Raw genomic sequence first — 13561 nt, 5'->3', positions numbered from 1 at the left:
TAATCCCACTCCTTTTAACCTATTTCAACAACTCCTCGCCATAATTCTTTCCCATTACTAGGAAAAGACCAGCGTAAACCGCAAATAATCCTAAAATCATATCGGCTAAAATATAGAAAATTCCTACCCAGATATGACCGCCCATAAACAATACTGTAATTCCCTGAGCAAAGGATGAAAAAGTTGTTAGACCGCCACAAAAACCGGTAGTAATTATCGTATGCCAATCTTTGGGGACAATTTTCTTCAATGCCCAGCCAGTAAATAGTCCAATAATGAAACAACCGACAGCATTAACAATCAAAACTGCTAACGGATCAGCAAATGGTGGATTAATCCATAAATCTGAAACCAATTCACAGGCATAGCGGAGAACGCCACCGAAAAAGCAGCCACAACCAATTACTAGTAACTTCAAACCATTGGTCATCTTACTAACTCCTTTCTACAACCACGAGTGAAACCATAATCCTAAGTAAACACAGCAAATGCAGGCAATTACGCTTCCTACCCAATAAGTCCAGGCTAAAAGCTTTTTACCACTTTTGAAGTATTTCAAAGTTTCTAGTGAAAATGTAGAAAAAGTAGTTAGGCCACCACAAAAGCCAGTCGCTAGTAAAACATTCATTGTATTCCGCAACTCATCACTAGTAACCATCCCGGCAAAAACACCAATCAGTAACGAACCAATTAAGTTCGCCATAATGGTTCCCCACCGGTAGTGGTCATAGTCAGAATTTAATACATCTGATAGTAGGCTTCGTAGTCCACCACCAAAAAATGCACCAACTCCGGCCGCAAGTAAATCTGTAACAATAATATTCATTTACTATTCACCCATCTAAGCTTGTTCTCGTTCAAGGTGTTCACTCTTCCGCAAGTTGAGTTCAGAGAAGTGAAGAATCTTTTCACGGTAGTAACTAATAAACTTCCACATTAATTTGTGGTTTTCAAAAGCACTGTTACTCAATAACCGCAGCACCATTCCATCTTTTTCAAGCAGGGAAATGCCATAATGAATATTAACGTCAAACTGTTCCAAATACTTCCGCAATTCTTCAACTGTCTTTTGTGTGATATTTTCATCAATAATGACAACTGAATTGAAGTTTAGTTTACCTTCAAAATAACCAATTTCCTGCATTGGATCAGATTCTGGGTCAACCAACAGATAATCGTTATATACTAACTGACCATCATAGTTAATTTTTGTTTGCAAACCCACTTCATCATATTGGAAAGGTGCTCCATCTGGTGACCATCCTTTAGAAAGGCCATCAGTTAAAATCAACTTAGCACCCTTTTCCATATCGATGGTTGTTGTTTGCCGATAACATGCATCTTTATATGGAATCGTTTCATCTTGATAAAATTCTAAGATTGCATTCTTACCGAGATGAAAATCATCTTCTTGGGTTGTCATTTGATGATTTTCACACTTATAAACATAGGTTGGTGATTGGGTAGTTACAATCGCGTGACTATTATCATCTAATGTAATTTGATGATGATATTTTTCACCCTCAACGTATCCGCCACCTGTAGTTATGAGAAAGTAATATGGAATGTTATCTTTATTGGGTTGGCAAAATGATAACCATGAATTCCCCTTTCGGAAAGTACGCTTAGCAAAGTCGCGTCCTTTTGTATGGGTAAATTCGAGGTCGATCATGCCATCATAATCTTTACTTTTCATCTTCCAAGTCCTCAAGTAATACATCTTTCTTCAGCCAATCAACAACTCCATCAAGACCAATATCCTTCTTTAAGTTAGTAAAGAGGAAGTTGCCATCATTCCGGAATTTTTCTGAATCTTTCTTCATCCGGTCAAGATCAGCGCCAACATATTTAGCCAAGTCTGTCTTATTAATAATGAAGAGGTCAGACTTGATCATTCCTTGTCCAGCTTTCCGTGGAATCTTTTCACCTTCAGCGACATCAATAATATAGATTGAGAAGTCAACTAATTCTGGACTGAAAGTTGCAGCTAAGTTATCTCCACCACTTTCGATAAAGATCAAGTCAAGGTCATTGTTAAACCGTTGTTCGAGTTCGTCAACAGCAGCCATATTCATTGAGGCATCTTCACGAATAGCAGTGTGAGGACAGCCACCTGTTTCAACCCCAATGATCCGGTCTTCATCAAGAACCGAATTCTTAGCCATATATTCGGCATCCCATTTAGTGTAAATATCATTAGTAATTACCGCGATATTATAATCATTATGAATCCGCCGGGTAAGCCGTTCGATTAATTGCGTTTTTCCTGACCCAACAGGACCACCAACACCAATTCGTACTGCACGTTTCATAAATTTTAACTTCCCTTCCAAAATAATTAAGACATGAACAATCGTGATTCTTGTGTTTCGTGATTAATCTGTGCCATCTCAAGTCCTGGAGCATTAGCACCAATGTAGGACGCATCTAATTTCATTACCCGCTTATATAATGGCTTTAATAACTTAATTAGGTCGTTTAAGATTACTTGTCCTTCACGCTGCCCTAATGGAATTGCTCGAACCGCATTTAAGACTAATGTGGAGGCAACGCTATACCCGTACATCAAGAATGCATCCATCAATGGAACGCCCTTATAATGAGCAAACATTGAGAAGACGATTGCAGGGTTTCCATATGCCTTCCCATCTTCAATCGCTTTAGCATATTCCTTTAGGTGCGGAACCTTATCGCCATAAATTTTATCGATTAAAATAATCATTTGGTGAGCGATCAGCTTTGTCCCGTTCCGTGTTTCAGTTGCTAAAGTTGATTTCGTAATCTGATCATCATATTCAATGAGCTTGTCAAAATCATGCTTATCAATGGCTTCATAGCACAGCTTGACGAGCAAGCCTTCACCAAATCTAAATTGCGAACGATAATAGTTCTCAAGCCAAATACGAAACTCAGGGGCTTTTTTAATCACATTAGTCCGCAAATAATTTTCCATTCCGAACGAGTGATTAAATGTACCGATTGGGAAGGTCGAATCACAAATTTGAAAAACTTCAAGATAGTTGAGTTTCTTTGTTAATTCATTTTCCATTATCTATCCCTACTTACTTTGTCAAATCAAGGTACTCAAGTGGTTGGTCTAGTTGAACCTTCTTTAGTTCATAATTAATATCTTCCTTATCAAGCATTTTAACGACAACTTTATCGAGGAGAAGTGAGATTTTACCATCCTTAATTTGGACTGGCTTGTGTAAATTACCAAGGAAGTGAGCTACAAGACCCATTTCATCAATGTCGCGTGGCGTTATCTCAATCATTTCATCAGCGATTACGCTCAAGACAAGCAATTGCTTATCGCCAAGCTTAAAGGCAGAACCATTCTCTAAAATCTGATCTTCATTATCGAGACGAATGCCATATTCGTTGCCATGATCTGTCTTTACCCGGAGAATATTTTTCATTAAATCATCACTTTTAACCATTGCAGTTTCAATGTGATAACTACCAATATTAGGAATATCATCTACGTTACGATAAACTTCTGTTAAAACCATAAGTATAAAACCTCTTTTTATATTTTTTTATAAAAGGAGATTGGGGCACGGCTCCCAATCCCCTGGATAAATCTAAATTAGATTAGTATAGGTAGTAACGTTGAGTTAATGGCAATGTTGGTGCAGCATCACAAGTGATCAACTCACCATCAATCGTTACTTTGTAAGTTTGTGGATCAATTTCAATTGTCTTTGGAGTGTAGTTGTTAAGCTTCATGTTGGCCTTAGTAAGACTCCGCGTATTGTGAACAGGTAAGATCGTCTTGTTCAAACCAAGTTGTTCCTTAATACCATGGTCATATGCATATTGAGATACATAAGTTACACATGTATGGTTAACAGCTCGACCTTCAGCACCGTAAAGGAACCGTTCAAGAACTGGTTCAGGTGTTGGAAGACTTGAACTTGGATCACCAGCAATACCGTATGTGATCATTCCGTTCTTGATAACCATATCTGGCTTAGTTCCGAAGTATTGTGGGTTCCAAATGTTTAAGTCGGCATACTTACCAACTTCAATTGAACCAACATAATCGGAAATACCATTACAGATAGCTGGATTAATTGTGTATTTAGCAACGTAACGCTTAATCCGGTTGTTATCATCGTACTTGGAATCGCCATCTAGTGGCCCACGAACCTTCTTCATCTTGCTTGCTAATTGCCAAGTCCGCATTGCAACTTCTCCAACACGTCCCATAGCTTGCGCATCAGAAGTCATCATACTAAGGGCACCCATGTCTTGGAGAACGTCTTCAGCAGCTTCAGTTTGCTTCCGAATCCGTGATTCAGCAAAGGCAACGTCATCAGGAATCTTTGGATTAAGGTTGTGGCAAACCATTGTCATGTAGAACAATTCATCAAGAGTGTTCTTACAATATGGGTTAGTTGGCGTAGTTGATGATGGAAGAACGTTGTCTTGACCACAGACAACCATAATGTCAGGAGCGTGTCCACCACCGGCACCTTCTGTGTGGAATGTGTGAACTGTGTTGCCATCGAACGCATTGATAGTATTTTCAACGAATCCACCTTCGTTCAATGAGTCAGTGTGGACAGCGTATTGAACATCATACTTGTTAGCAGCAGCAATTGAATTTTCAATTCCGGCTGCAGTTGCACCCCAGTCTTCGTGGGTCTTAATAGCAGCACAACCAGCTTCAACTTGTTCGCCGATTAGTTCTGGACGATCACCAGAACCCTTTGCCATCAATCCATAGTTAATAGGTGCATTATCAACGGCTTGTAACATCCGATGAGTATACCAAGCACCTGGGTTACAAGTAGCTGAACGAGTACCATTGGCAGGACCAGTACCACCACCAAAGAGAGTCGTAATACCGTTATCCAAAGCTGCTTGGGCAATTGATGGTGTAATGTAGTGAACGTGTAAGTCAATTCCACCAGCAGTAACAATCATTCCTTCACCAGAAATGGCTTCAGTACTTGCACCGACAATGAAATCAACGTTATCCATGACGTCTGGGTTACCACCCTTACCAATGGCTAAGATCTTACCATCACGAATACCAATATCGGCTTTGTAAATACCAGTCCAGTCAATAATAATTGCATCAGAAATAATTAAATCAGCAACCATTGGATTCTCGGCACGTGTTTCAGTAGCACTAACACCCATACCGTCACGAAGAACTTTTCCACCACCAAAAAGACTTTCTTGACCATGAACTGTTAGGTCTTTTTCAATCTTGGCAAACAGATCAGTGTCGCCTAGTCGTACACTATCGCCAGTAGTTGGTCCATAAAATGAGGCAAACTGCTCGTGATCCATATCAAAACTCATAACTTTACCTCCTCTTTACTTCTCTTCGGGATAACTCTTCTCAAATGGGTATCCATTAAAGGTATCGGCCTTCTTATCAACATCAAGCCAACCATTGACCTTGTTGTTAAAGCCGAATACACGGCGCTTACCACCAAAATCAATTAGCTTAACGGTCCGCTCTTCACCAGCTTCTAGACGAATAGCAGTACCAGCTGGAATATCAAGGTGCTTGCCCCAAGCTTGACTACGGTCGAATTGGAGCCCTTCTTCATTAGCTTCATAGAAGTGATATTCTGAACCAACTTGGACAGGACGGTCACCAACGTTTTTTACTTTGAGTGAAATGTCATCGTAACCAACATTGTATGGAACTTTATCTGGTTGTAATTTGTATTCTCCAGGAACCATTTTGTTTCCTCCTTTTATCTATGCTAATAATTAACGAATTGGGTCAGTAACAGTAATTAGCTTAGTGCCATCAGGGAATGTTGCTTCAACTTGGATCATTGGGATCATTTCTGGAACACCTTCCATAACATCATCCTTTGTTAGCCAAGTAGCCCCAGCGTTCATTAAGTCACCCACGGTCTTACCATCACGGGCACCTTCCATTAAACGACTGGTGATTAAGGCAACTGCTTCTGGTTCATTTAGCTTTAAGCCACGGTCCTTACGCTTTTCAGCAACCATTCCGGCTAAACTAATCATCATTTTTTCCTGTTCACGCTTTGTGAGCCTCATTGTATATCCTTCCTTTCTGCCTAAATTGAGTTAGTTAGGCCAGCAGTTCAGGAGCATTAAGAATCCAGGAATCCATGCTGTACAAATTCCTTCAATAATTCCTAAATATCCTGGAAACTTCCCAAGATTTATTTTTAGATTGTTAGTCAAGAATCCTGTTAACCAGAGAATTCCCCAGGCCCACCAGATGATTCCATACATCCAATTTCCACCATAATTTTGGAAACAAAGAATCCCAGCTGGAATTGAATTAATCGCAACAAACAAACTAAACCAACCATAAAGTCGTTGGTCGAAATCACAGAGAGTGTTAAAAGCTACATAAAGATAAGTAAATGCGAATAGCAACCCAGTGGCACTGGCATAGAACCAACTTGCCGGTTTATTGTTGATAATTCCCCAAGATAACGCAACGATATTAAGAGTTAAACTGAGACCACCGGTAAAGAAGTTCATAACCACAATCGATTTATCCTTTATGTCTTCCACAGCATAGAAACCATTACTCATTAGTACCATGCCGACATAAAGCAATATACAACCTAACAATTCATTTTCGCCTCCTTTCATTGAGACGAGTTAAAGAGTACTAATCAATGTCGTATGTCGTTTCATTAAGCAACGTTTGATCAAGACCTTCTTGAATGATTTCATCAGAAGGACGAATATTAGTAATTGCACCTAAAACCTTAAGTAAGATAAAGGTAATTGCAAACGAATAAGCAGCAACTAAGATAACGCCACCAGCTTGAATCAAGAATTGGTGACCACTTGCAGCAACACCATTAACGGTTTTATCTGCTAAGATACCAATTAAAATTGTTCCGGTGAATCCACCGATACCGTGAACTCCCCAAACACCAAGCGCGTCATCCCAGCCAATCTTTTCTTGAAGACTAACAGCCACATTACAGATAACCCCAGCTGCTAAACCAACTAAGACCGCGGCAGCAGGATTAATGTACCCAGCACAAGGGGTAATTGTAGCTAAACCAGCAACTGAACCAGTTAAAACATCAATAAAATTAGCCTTCCCACGAACAAACTTGGCATATAAGACCCACACAATCATTCCGCTAGCTAGTCCAATCGCAGTATTAGCAAAAGCCTTGGTAGATAGAGCACCTGCTTTTAAGGCCCCACCTGAATTAAAGCCAAACCAGCCAAACCAAAGAAGCCCGGTTCCGATTGCGGCAGCCATCAAATTACTTGGCTTCATTCCCGCATGCTTCAATTTCCGTTTACCGAGCACAATAATACTTGCTAAGGCGGCAAAACCAGCAGTGGTATGAATAACCGTTCCACCAGCGAAGTCAACAAAGCCCCACTTTGCTAAGAAACCATTACCCCATACCCAGTGACATACTGGAATATAAACAAGGTATGTCCAGAAAATATCGAGAAGAATATACCCTTTCATATTCAGCCGTTCTGCAAAGGCTCCACTAATTAATGGAACTGTGATTACACAAAACATTAACTGGAATAGGAAGAATAAAGTAAATGGAATAGAAGCAGCGTGAACTGAACTTGGTACTAATCCAACATTAGCCAAAGCAAAGTAATCAGAAATCCTTCCGATAACTCCCCCCTCATCTTTTCCAAATGCAAGACCAAATCCACCGTAAATCCAAATCAGTGTAACGATTCCCATTGAAATAAATGATTGCATCATGATATATAAAACACTGCGCTTCCGAGCTAAACCGCCGTAAAAGAAAGCGAGGCCTGGTGTCATCAGACAAACCATTGCCGTACAGAGCATCATAAACGCTGTGTCACCACTATTAATATGCAAAATATAATTCCTCCTTTACTGCTAATTGATTTATTAATGAAATATTGATAATAAACACGTAATCGCTAAATGATTATTAAAGCCTTTTCACTAATATTCACTTTTATAATACTATTTATATTAATTATTACAAGAAATAAGGTTTTTATTTTCATAAAAAATATAACTACTAAAAAAGCCTATGAGAATCGATAGTCTCATAGGCTTTTGTTTTATTAGTGTAATTAATTTAATTTATCTTTTATCCGTGTAGGGTTTAGTAAAACTAAATATACTATTCAACCGTATTTCGATACTTTAATAGTTCTGTTTGCTCCATGGAAGAATCAGGAAGCACAACTTGAACGCTATCATTGCCACCATTTTCATCCATTTGTTGACGTCCCCATACTCCCAAAGACATAACGAGACGGGCAAATTCTTGACCACCTTCCGTGAGAACAAAACAACCAGCTTCTTTAATCGGACTGATCAAATATTTGGTTTGCAATTCCTTAATTATCGTTATCAATTGATTATCAGAAATATTAGTCAACAATTCATGTAATTCATCAAAGTCTAACGGTTTTATTCCCAGCCAGAAAAGAGCTTTAGAGTAATCACCATTGCGCAAAAGGCTTAAAGAATAAGTAATGCCATGATTAGTTTCTTGATTCATCATTAACCCACTCCCGCGTACAAAATATTGTAATAATCATCACAAATTATAACATGAGCGAAAAGCAATCTCAAAAGATAACCTCTATTCATTTATCATATTATTATTTTTAAAGACAAATATCATTTTAAAGTCAATCCATTTAATGAAATCGCTACCAATAACATTATATTGTATATTTACTTTTTAGTAAAATTTGTGCCTCTTTTATTCCAAAGAAATGTGATTTAGGACTACTCATCTTATGAGCGATCAATATTTGTTGCGCTTGTTCACACTGTACTTTCGCTAACCCATTTGGCTGGAATATTTGCAAGTAGAATGATAACTGCCGTAATTTAATCGCTAATTGGCTCCGTGCCTTCGTCAAAGTTACATCCTTAAACTGCTTATAGTCATGAATCATGAAACGGGTTTTCCGACGCTGTAAAGCATAGTTAATTGAATTACTCTTGATCCGGTGAAGGTCTTGAACTGTGAGACCGTGTTGACGGAGAAGATAATTAAACATCGTAATCTGCTGGTCAATTTGCCGCCAATCCGTTGCAATATCATCTCGTAATTGCGTAATCTCTTCTTTGGTAAGGCGGTGAGCAACTCCTTGTTTTAATTGGTGATATAAGGTTTGCAGATCTTGATAATCGCGTTGGTGGAGTGGAAGGTCAACCTGACTAAATAAGTTGCATCGCTGGTAAAGGATCGTCCCTTCCTGGTTCTTAAATCCGTGCTGAGCAACAACAAACTGGAATATCTTTTTTGGAAAACACCGACCAGCTTGATAAGCCAAAAGAATACTATCCATATACAGGTTAATCTCATTAATGCCTGCCTGGATCTCCCTAGCAACTTTATGGGGAATGCTTGCATGCTGCTGAAAGTGAGAAATGCCCAAAAATAGCTGCCGACCAGTTGTCCGCGAACGTAAGATAAATTGATTTTTTAAACGCCGACCACAATCACAATAGAGGTTGTCGCCAGGATGATCATGTTGTCGCTGATACCATGGGTCAATTACCATCCCTTGGAACTCCCAGTCAGTCTGTTTGAGATAGTGGTGGGTATGAAAACGCGATAGCATCGCATAACGCGTAAATTCACTCAATGCCTGAACCTGGTCTGGCCTTAACTGTTGTAAAATATCTTCTCGCTGTTGACGGGTCAACACAATGATTTTATCCATCTTCTCATCCCTCTCCTAAAATACTGTATTACTATATCAGAACAAATGTTTGATTTCAAATTGTCTATTTAATCCTTTTCTGGTAAAATATTTAACTACAAGGAGTGATATTATTTGGATTTAGACATACAGCCCGTGAGGTTGAGTTTAAAAGAATATAAACAAGTTAAACAATTATATATGCGCGCATTCCCGAAATATGAGCGAGAACCGTGGACCTGGTTGCTCATCAAGAGTAAGTATCAACGCGCTGACTTTATGGCCTTCTATGACCAGGAACAGTTTGTTGGATTTGCTTACGTTATTCACAGTCACGGTATGCATTATATTTTGTATCTCGCAGTTAATGATCAAATCCGTTCTCAAGGATATGGGACTCGGATTATTAATGAGCTTCGTCACCTTTACCCTGAGGATTCACTTGCCCTTGACGTTGAGCAACCGAATCCTCAAGCGGCAAATAACCAACAACGGTTACGACGACTTAAATTTTATCGGCGCAACGGCTTTTTCCCAACGCCAAAACTTTTCAAAGAGGAAAAAGTCACATTCCAAGTTTTAGCAACCAATAAAAAAATCAACCAACGAAAGATTGATAAGGCCTTTGAGTGGTTCTCATGGCCGCTTGGTTGGCTGATTCAATAAATATTTCAATTTACTAATTTAAGGCTGTTGAAAAAGCTTTTTTTGCTTTTTCAACAGTCTCTTTTTATTGTCAAGAAAAATAAGGTTCACAAAAGTGTTATAATTTATGTAAGCGGATACATAAAGGAGTGATAACATTGGTAGAACCATTATTTTTAAAACCAGTCTTTCATGAGAAAATTTGGGGTGGTCGGCACCTTTCAACTGACTTTGGTTACCAAATTCCAGCGGGAACAATTGGTGAGTGCTGGGCAATTTCTGGCCATCCACATGGGTCAAATATCATCACCAATGGTCAATACGAAGGCCAACTATTGCCAAAAGTTTATCAGCAACATCCCGAGCTATTTGGCAATCCACGCTCTTCTGTTTTTCCATTATTAACAAAGATTCTTGATGCTAATGCTAGTCTATCAATTCAAGTTCATCCCGACGATGCTTATGCCAAAAAACATGAGCACGAACTAGGCAAAACAGAGTGTTGGTATGTTATTCATGCAGAACCTGGAGCTTATTTAACATACGGCCATACCGCAAAAACGCGCGATGAACTTATTAAGATGATCGATAATCATCAATGGTCAAAACTCTTTAGTAAAAAGCCAGTAAAAACAGGGGACTTTGTCTATGTGCCAAGCGGAACTATCCATGCCTTAAATAAAGGAATTATCGTCTTAGAAACCCAGCAAAGTTCTGATACCACTTATCGGATCTACGACTATGACCGTCGAGATAAAAAAACAGGTCAGCTACGCCAGCTTCATTTACAACAAGCAAAAGACGTGACAACGGTGCCATTTACTGAGCCACAAATTAACCCCCACCTCGTCCATGATGGTAGTTCAATAATTACTACTTTAATTTCTCAACCTGACTCACCATTCTTTACCGTCTACAAGTGGGAGATCCGTGACCAAACCAGCTTGGCTCACGAACACGGTCCCTATACTCTAGTTTCAATTATTGATGGCAATGGGATTTTAACCATTGATGATCAACAATATTCGCTTCATAAAGGCGATCATTTTATCATCCCTGCAACCGTTAAAAGCTGGACGATGGACGGTGAGCTTTTAGCCATTGCTTCTGAACCAACAGATTAATCATTTGCTATCTGCAGTATTTTAGCTACTTGTTTTACAATATCATGCGGTTTTTTCGCTTTAAAAATTAATTTAAACTCAAACGACTGATTGCTTTTCCCGGCCAACGGTAAATAGCGGATATTTTCAAGCGGGTTTTGGAGGACCTTGATTAGCTTTTCGGGATAAAACGCTACGGCTTGGCCTGATCCGACTAACATCTGCATTTGCTCATAAGTCGGCACTCGTAATACTTCAGCCGGTCGTACAATTCCTTGGAGACTACTGGTAAAGGCTTATTTTAAATATGATGAATCTTCATTACTATAGTAGGTTACTGGCATTTTCTGAATAGTAGCAAGCTCAACTTCATTATTATGACTTAAACGCTCGCTTATTCCGATAATCATTCGGTCACGGTGGATGGTAACCGTTTGTAATCCCATTTGTGCATAATTATTGTTAAAGCCATAATCATCCATCACAATGGCACAATCAAGGTTACCCATTAATACATCTGAGACCAAATGTTCCACACTCTCTTCGCTTACAAAGGCATTTACAGTGGGCGATAACTTAGCAAGCAGTTTATGGATAAAGAGGCCATCAAAAGGCGAAAAATAACCGATTGACAAGTTAGTTGCGCCCCGGTAAGAAAAACGGTGGAGCTCATGTTCGGTTGCATCTAGCATATTAATAATTGCCTCACTGCGTTTTTTAAAGAATTCACCAGCCGGCGTCAAAACGATTTTATTTTTCTTGCGCTCGAACAATTGAGTATGAAGATTCTGCTCTAACCGTTGAATCTGTCGCGAAACAGCCCGTTGTGAGACGTAATTCTTTTCCGCTACTTTTTGAAAACTGCCTAATTGAACAACATCCAAAAATAATCGTAATAATTCTTCGTTCATTTTTATCTCCTAGGCGAACATTTTTATTCGGGTGTAGACTTCCATTAACAGTCTACACTTTTTCTTTCTAATGCTACAATAATTTTGTTTAATATCCAGAGTATTTATATTGAAAGGAAGAGCCAAATATGCAAATTAAAGCTGCTGTTGCAACCAAACCTAACGCTGATTTAGAGATTCAAACCGTCGAATTGAATGAACCAAAAGAAAATGAAGTATTAGTAAAAATTGCTTCAACAGGTTTTTGTCATACAGATATTGTTGGTCGAAGCGGTGCTACTACTCCTCTCCCCGTTGTCCTCGGGCATGAAGGTGCGGGCGTCGTTCAAAAAGTAGGAGCTAACGTTACGAACGTTAAACCCGGCGACCATGTTGTTCTATCATTTAGCTACTGTGGCCATTGCTATAACTGTACTCATAATCATCAAGGCTTATGCGAAAACTTCAATCAGCTAAACTTTGAAGGAAAAACCTATGATGGTACTCACCGCCTGCACTTAGATGATGGCACGCCAGTCAGTATCTTTTTTGGTCAGTCTTCCTTTGCGACCTATGTAACAGCCAATGTCCATAATATTGTTAAAGTCGATCAAGATGTAGACCTTAACTTATTAGGTCCACTCGGTTGTGGAATGCAAACAGGTGCTGGAACCGTTCTAAATTATATTAAACCTGCTCCTGAAGATGCAATTGCCGTTTTCGGTGCTGGTGCTGTTGGCTTAGCCGCAATCATGGCTGCTAAAATCGCTGGAGTTAAACACATTATTGCGATCAATCGTAACGGTAACCACCTTGACCTGGCAAAGGAATTGGGCGCTACCGAAACAATTAATAACACGGCTGAAGATCCCGTCAAAGTAATTAAGGAAATCGTTCCGCGTGGTGTAACTTATGCAATCGATACTACCGGAAACACCGGCGTAATTAAGTCAGCAATTGATAGTCTTGCCACCGCTGGAGAATGTATTCTCTTAGGGGTTGGCGGCGATATTACCTTAAACTTAATGAATGATATCTTATCAGAATCCAAGAAAATCTCTGGGGTTGTCGAAGGAGATAGCAATCCCCAAGAGTTTATTCCTCAACTAGTTAAGTACTACAAGCAAGGCAAGTTCCCTCTTGATAAGCTTGTTAAGTACTACGATTTCGCTGATATTAACCAAGTTATCGCTGACTCAACAAACGGAAAGGTTATTAAGCCAATCATCAAAATTGATCCTGAATTAGCTAAATAATTAGGTGGAGTGT

The 13561-nt window shown here is 39.2% G+C and carries 18 protein-coding genes; 3 read left to right on the top strand and 15 right to left on the bottom strand.

Translation table 11 applies throughout. From position 1 onward, the window contains the following. Positions 1 to 19 precede the first annotated feature (19 nt). The 13 genes from crcB (LMC10_RS07460) to LMC10_RS07400 all read right to left on the bottom strand — a co-directional run bounded on the left by crcB (LMC10_RS07460) (position 20) and on the right by LMC10_RS07400 (position 9675). Positions 20 to 430 (bottom strand): fluoride efflux transporter CrcB, encoded by a 411-nt coding sequence (crcB, locus tag LMC10_RS07460; RefSeq protein ID WP_003664732.1) that lies wholly within the window; start codon positions 428 to 430, stop codon positions 20 to 22. A 15-nt stretch (positions 431 to 445) separates the two neighbouring features. Further along, the gene (gene crcB / locus LMC10_RS07455; RefSeq protein ID WP_035154127.1) at positions 446 to 826 is read right to left on the bottom strand and encodes a fluoride efflux transporter CrcB; all 381 of its coding nucleotides are present in this window, start codon (positions 824 to 826) and stop codon (positions 446 to 448) included. A gap of 15 nt (positions 827 to 841) precedes the next feature. Next, on the bottom strand, positions 842 to 1696 hold the full coding sequence (locus LMC10_RS07450; RefSeq protein WP_229269361.1) for an urease accessory protein UreD: 855 nt from the start codon (positions 1694 to 1696) through the stop codon (positions 842 to 844). Then, complete coding sequence (gene ureG, locus LMC10_RS07445; RefSeq protein ID WP_019253681.1) at positions 1686 to 2312, bottom strand: urease accessory protein UreG; 627 nt, start codon at positions 2310 to 2312, stop codon at positions 1686 to 1688. Before ureG ends, LMC10_RS07450 begins: the two co-directional genes overlap by 11 nt. 26 nt (positions 2313 to 2338) lie before the next feature. After that, positions 2339 to 3049: an urease accessory protein UreF gene (locus LMC10_RS07440; protein WP_003664736.1), complete on the bottom strand. Its 711-nt coding sequence runs from the start codon at positions 3047 to 3049 to the stop codon at positions 2339 to 2341. Between the two features lie 13 nt (positions 3050 to 3062). After that, positions 3063 to 3512, bottom strand: a complete 450-nt coding sequence (locus LMC10_RS07435) for an urease accessory protein UreE (protein WP_124216139.1) — start codon at positions 3510 to 3512, stop codon at positions 3063 to 3065. A gap of 82 nt (positions 3513 to 3594) precedes the next feature. Further along, entirely contained in the window at positions 3595 to 5316 is a 1722-nt protein-coding gene (gene ureC, locus LMC10_RS07430) for an urease subunit alpha (RefSeq protein WP_107721743.1), read from the bottom strand. Between the two features lie 15 nt (positions 5317 to 5331). Further along, positions 5332 to 5706: an urease subunit beta gene (locus tag LMC10_RS07425; protein WP_035155977.1), complete on the bottom strand. Its 375-nt coding sequence runs from the start codon at positions 5704 to 5706 to the stop codon at positions 5332 to 5334. 30 nt (positions 5707 to 5736) lie between these two features. Then, positions 5737 to 6039, bottom strand: coding sequence for an urease subunit gamma (locus tag LMC10_RS07420; protein ID WP_035155979.1), 303 nt, complete (start codon positions 6037 to 6039; stop codon positions 5737 to 5739). 30 nt (positions 6040 to 6069) lie between these two features. Next, positions 6070 to 6588 (bottom strand): AmiS/UreI family transporter, encoded by a 519-nt coding sequence (locus LMC10_RS07415; protein WP_019253683.1) that lies wholly within the window; start codon positions 6586 to 6588, stop codon positions 6070 to 6072. Between the two features lie 40 nt (positions 6589 to 6628). Further along, positions 6629 to 7807: an ammonium transporter gene (locus tag LMC10_RS07410; RefSeq protein WP_229269390.1), complete on the bottom strand. Its 1179-nt coding sequence runs from the start codon at positions 7805 to 7807 to the stop codon at positions 6629 to 6631. A 304-nt stretch (positions 7808 to 8111) separates the two neighbouring features. Next, complete coding sequence (locus tag LMC10_RS07405; RefSeq protein ID WP_229269360.1) at positions 8112 to 8498, bottom strand: winged helix-turn-helix transcriptional regulator; 387 nt, start codon at positions 8496 to 8498, stop codon at positions 8112 to 8114. Positions 8499 to 8661: 163 nt separating this feature from the next. After that, the gene (locus LMC10_RS07400; RefSeq protein ID WP_229269359.1) at positions 8662 to 9675 is read right to left on the bottom strand and encodes a hypothetical protein; all 1014 of its coding nucleotides are present in this window, start codon (positions 9673 to 9675) and stop codon (positions 8662 to 8664) included. A gap of 114 nt (positions 9676 to 9789) precedes the next feature. Here LMC10_RS07400 and LMC10_RS07395 point away from each other — a divergent pair, with 114 nt between their 5' ends. Both LMC10_RS07395 and manA read left to right on the top strand, forming a co-directional pair. Next, positions 9790 to 10320, top strand: coding sequence for a GNAT family N-acetyltransferase (locus LMC10_RS07395; RefSeq protein ID WP_035169458.1), 531 nt, complete (start codon positions 9790 to 9792; stop codon positions 10318 to 10320). A 137-nt stretch (positions 10321 to 10457) separates the two neighbouring features. Beyond that, the gene (gene manA / locus LMC10_RS07390; RefSeq protein ID WP_229269358.1) at positions 10458 to 11423 is read left to right on the top strand and encodes a mannose-6-phosphate isomerase, class I; all 966 of its coding nucleotides are present in this window, start codon (positions 10458 to 10460) and stop codon (positions 11421 to 11423) included. Here manA and LMC10_RS07385 read toward each other — a convergent pair. Further along, the gene (locus LMC10_RS07385) at positions 11420 to 11623 is read right to left on the bottom strand and encodes a hypothetical protein (protein ID WP_229269357.1); all 204 of its coding nucleotides are present in this window, start codon (positions 11621 to 11623) and stop codon (positions 11420 to 11422) included. The two genes, manA and LMC10_RS07385, sit on opposite strands and share 4 nt — an antisense overlap. A 75-nt stretch (positions 11624 to 11698) precedes the next feature. Next, positions 11699 to 12313, bottom strand: coding sequence for a LysR family transcriptional regulator (locus LMC10_RS07380; RefSeq protein ID WP_229269356.1), 615 nt, complete (start codon positions 12311 to 12313; stop codon positions 11699 to 11701). A gap of 128 nt (positions 12314 to 12441) precedes the next feature. Here LMC10_RS07380 and LMC10_RS07375 point away from each other — a divergent pair, with 128 nt between their 5' ends. Further along, the gene (locus LMC10_RS07375; RefSeq protein WP_229269355.1) at positions 12442 to 13548 is read left to right on the top strand and encodes an NAD(P)-dependent alcohol dehydrogenase; all 1107 of its coding nucleotides are present in this window, start codon (positions 12442 to 12444) and stop codon (positions 13546 to 13548) included. Positions 13549 to 13561 lie beyond the last annotated feature (13 nt).

It is taken from the genome of Limosilactobacillus reuteri subsp. simiae, assembly GCF_020784875.1.
Classification (GTDB): Bacteria; Bacillota; Bacilli; order Lactobacillales; family Lactobacillaceae; genus Limosilactobacillus; species Limosilactobacillus reuteri_H.
This window is presented reverse-complemented; position numbering and strand designations above follow the sequence as displayed.

What these genes read in the sequence shown, in the direction of transcription:
- LMC10_RS07385 (WP_229269357.1), bottom strand. Translation starts at nt 11,623, where the DNA reads ATGTTAGTCGGATCAGGCCAAGCCGTAGCGTTTTATCCCGAAAAGCTA.
- LMC10_RS07380 (WP_229269356.1), bottom strand. Translation starts at nt 12,313, where the DNA reads ATGAACGAAGAATTATTACGATTATTTTTGGATGTTGTTCAATTAGGC.
- LMC10_RS07450 (WP_229269361.1), bottom strand. Translation starts at nt 1,696, where the DNA reads ATGAAAAGTAAAGATTATGATGGCATGATCGACCTCGAATTTACCCAT.
- LMC10_RS07400 (WP_229269359.1), bottom strand. Translation starts at nt 9,675, where the DNA reads ATGGATAAAATCATTGTGTTGACCCGTCAACAGCGAGAAGATATTTTA.
- LMC10_RS07375 (WP_229269355.1), top strand. Translation starts at nt 12,442, where the DNA reads ATGCAAATTAAAGCTGCTGTTGCAACCAAACCTAACGCTGATTTAGAG.
- crcB (WP_003664732.1), bottom strand. Translation starts at nt 430, where the DNA reads ATGACCAATGGTTTGAAGTTACTAGTAATTGGTTGTGGCTGCTTTTTC.
- ureC (WP_107721743.1), bottom strand. Translation starts at nt 5,316, where the DNA reads ATGAGTTTTGATATGGATCACGAGCAGTTTGCCTCATTTTATGGACCA.
- LMC10_RS07425 (WP_035155977.1), bottom strand. Translation starts at nt 5,706, where the DNA reads ATGGTTCCTGGAGAATACAAATTACAACCAGATAAAGTTCCATACAAT.
- LMC10_RS07420 (WP_035155979.1), bottom strand. Translation starts at nt 6,039, where the DNA reads ATGAGGCTCACAAAGCGTGAACAGGAAAAAATGATGATTAGTTTAGCC.
- crcB (WP_035154127.1), bottom strand. Translation starts at nt 826, where the DNA reads ATGAATATTATTGTTACAGATTTACTTGCGGCCGGAGTTGGTGCATTT.
- LMC10_RS07410 (WP_229269390.1), bottom strand. Translation starts at nt 7,807, where the DNA reads ATGATGCTCTGTACGGCAATGGTTTGTCTGATGACACCAGGCCTCGCT.
- LMC10_RS07435 (WP_124216139.1), bottom strand. Translation starts at nt 3,512, where the DNA reads ATGGTTTTAACAGAAGTTTATCGTAACGTAGATGATATTCCTAATATT.
- LMC10_RS07440 (WP_003664736.1), bottom strand. Translation starts at nt 3,049, where the DNA reads ATGGAAAATGAATTAACAAAGAAACTCAACTATCTTGAAGTTTTTCAA.
- ureG (WP_019253681.1), bottom strand. Translation starts at nt 2,312, where the DNA reads ATGAAACGTGCAGTACGAATTGGTGTTGGTGGTCCTGTTGGGTCAGGA.
- LMC10_RS07405 (WP_229269360.1), bottom strand. Translation starts at nt 8,498, where the DNA reads ATGATGAATCAAGAAACTAATCATGGCATTACTTATTCTTTAAGCCTT.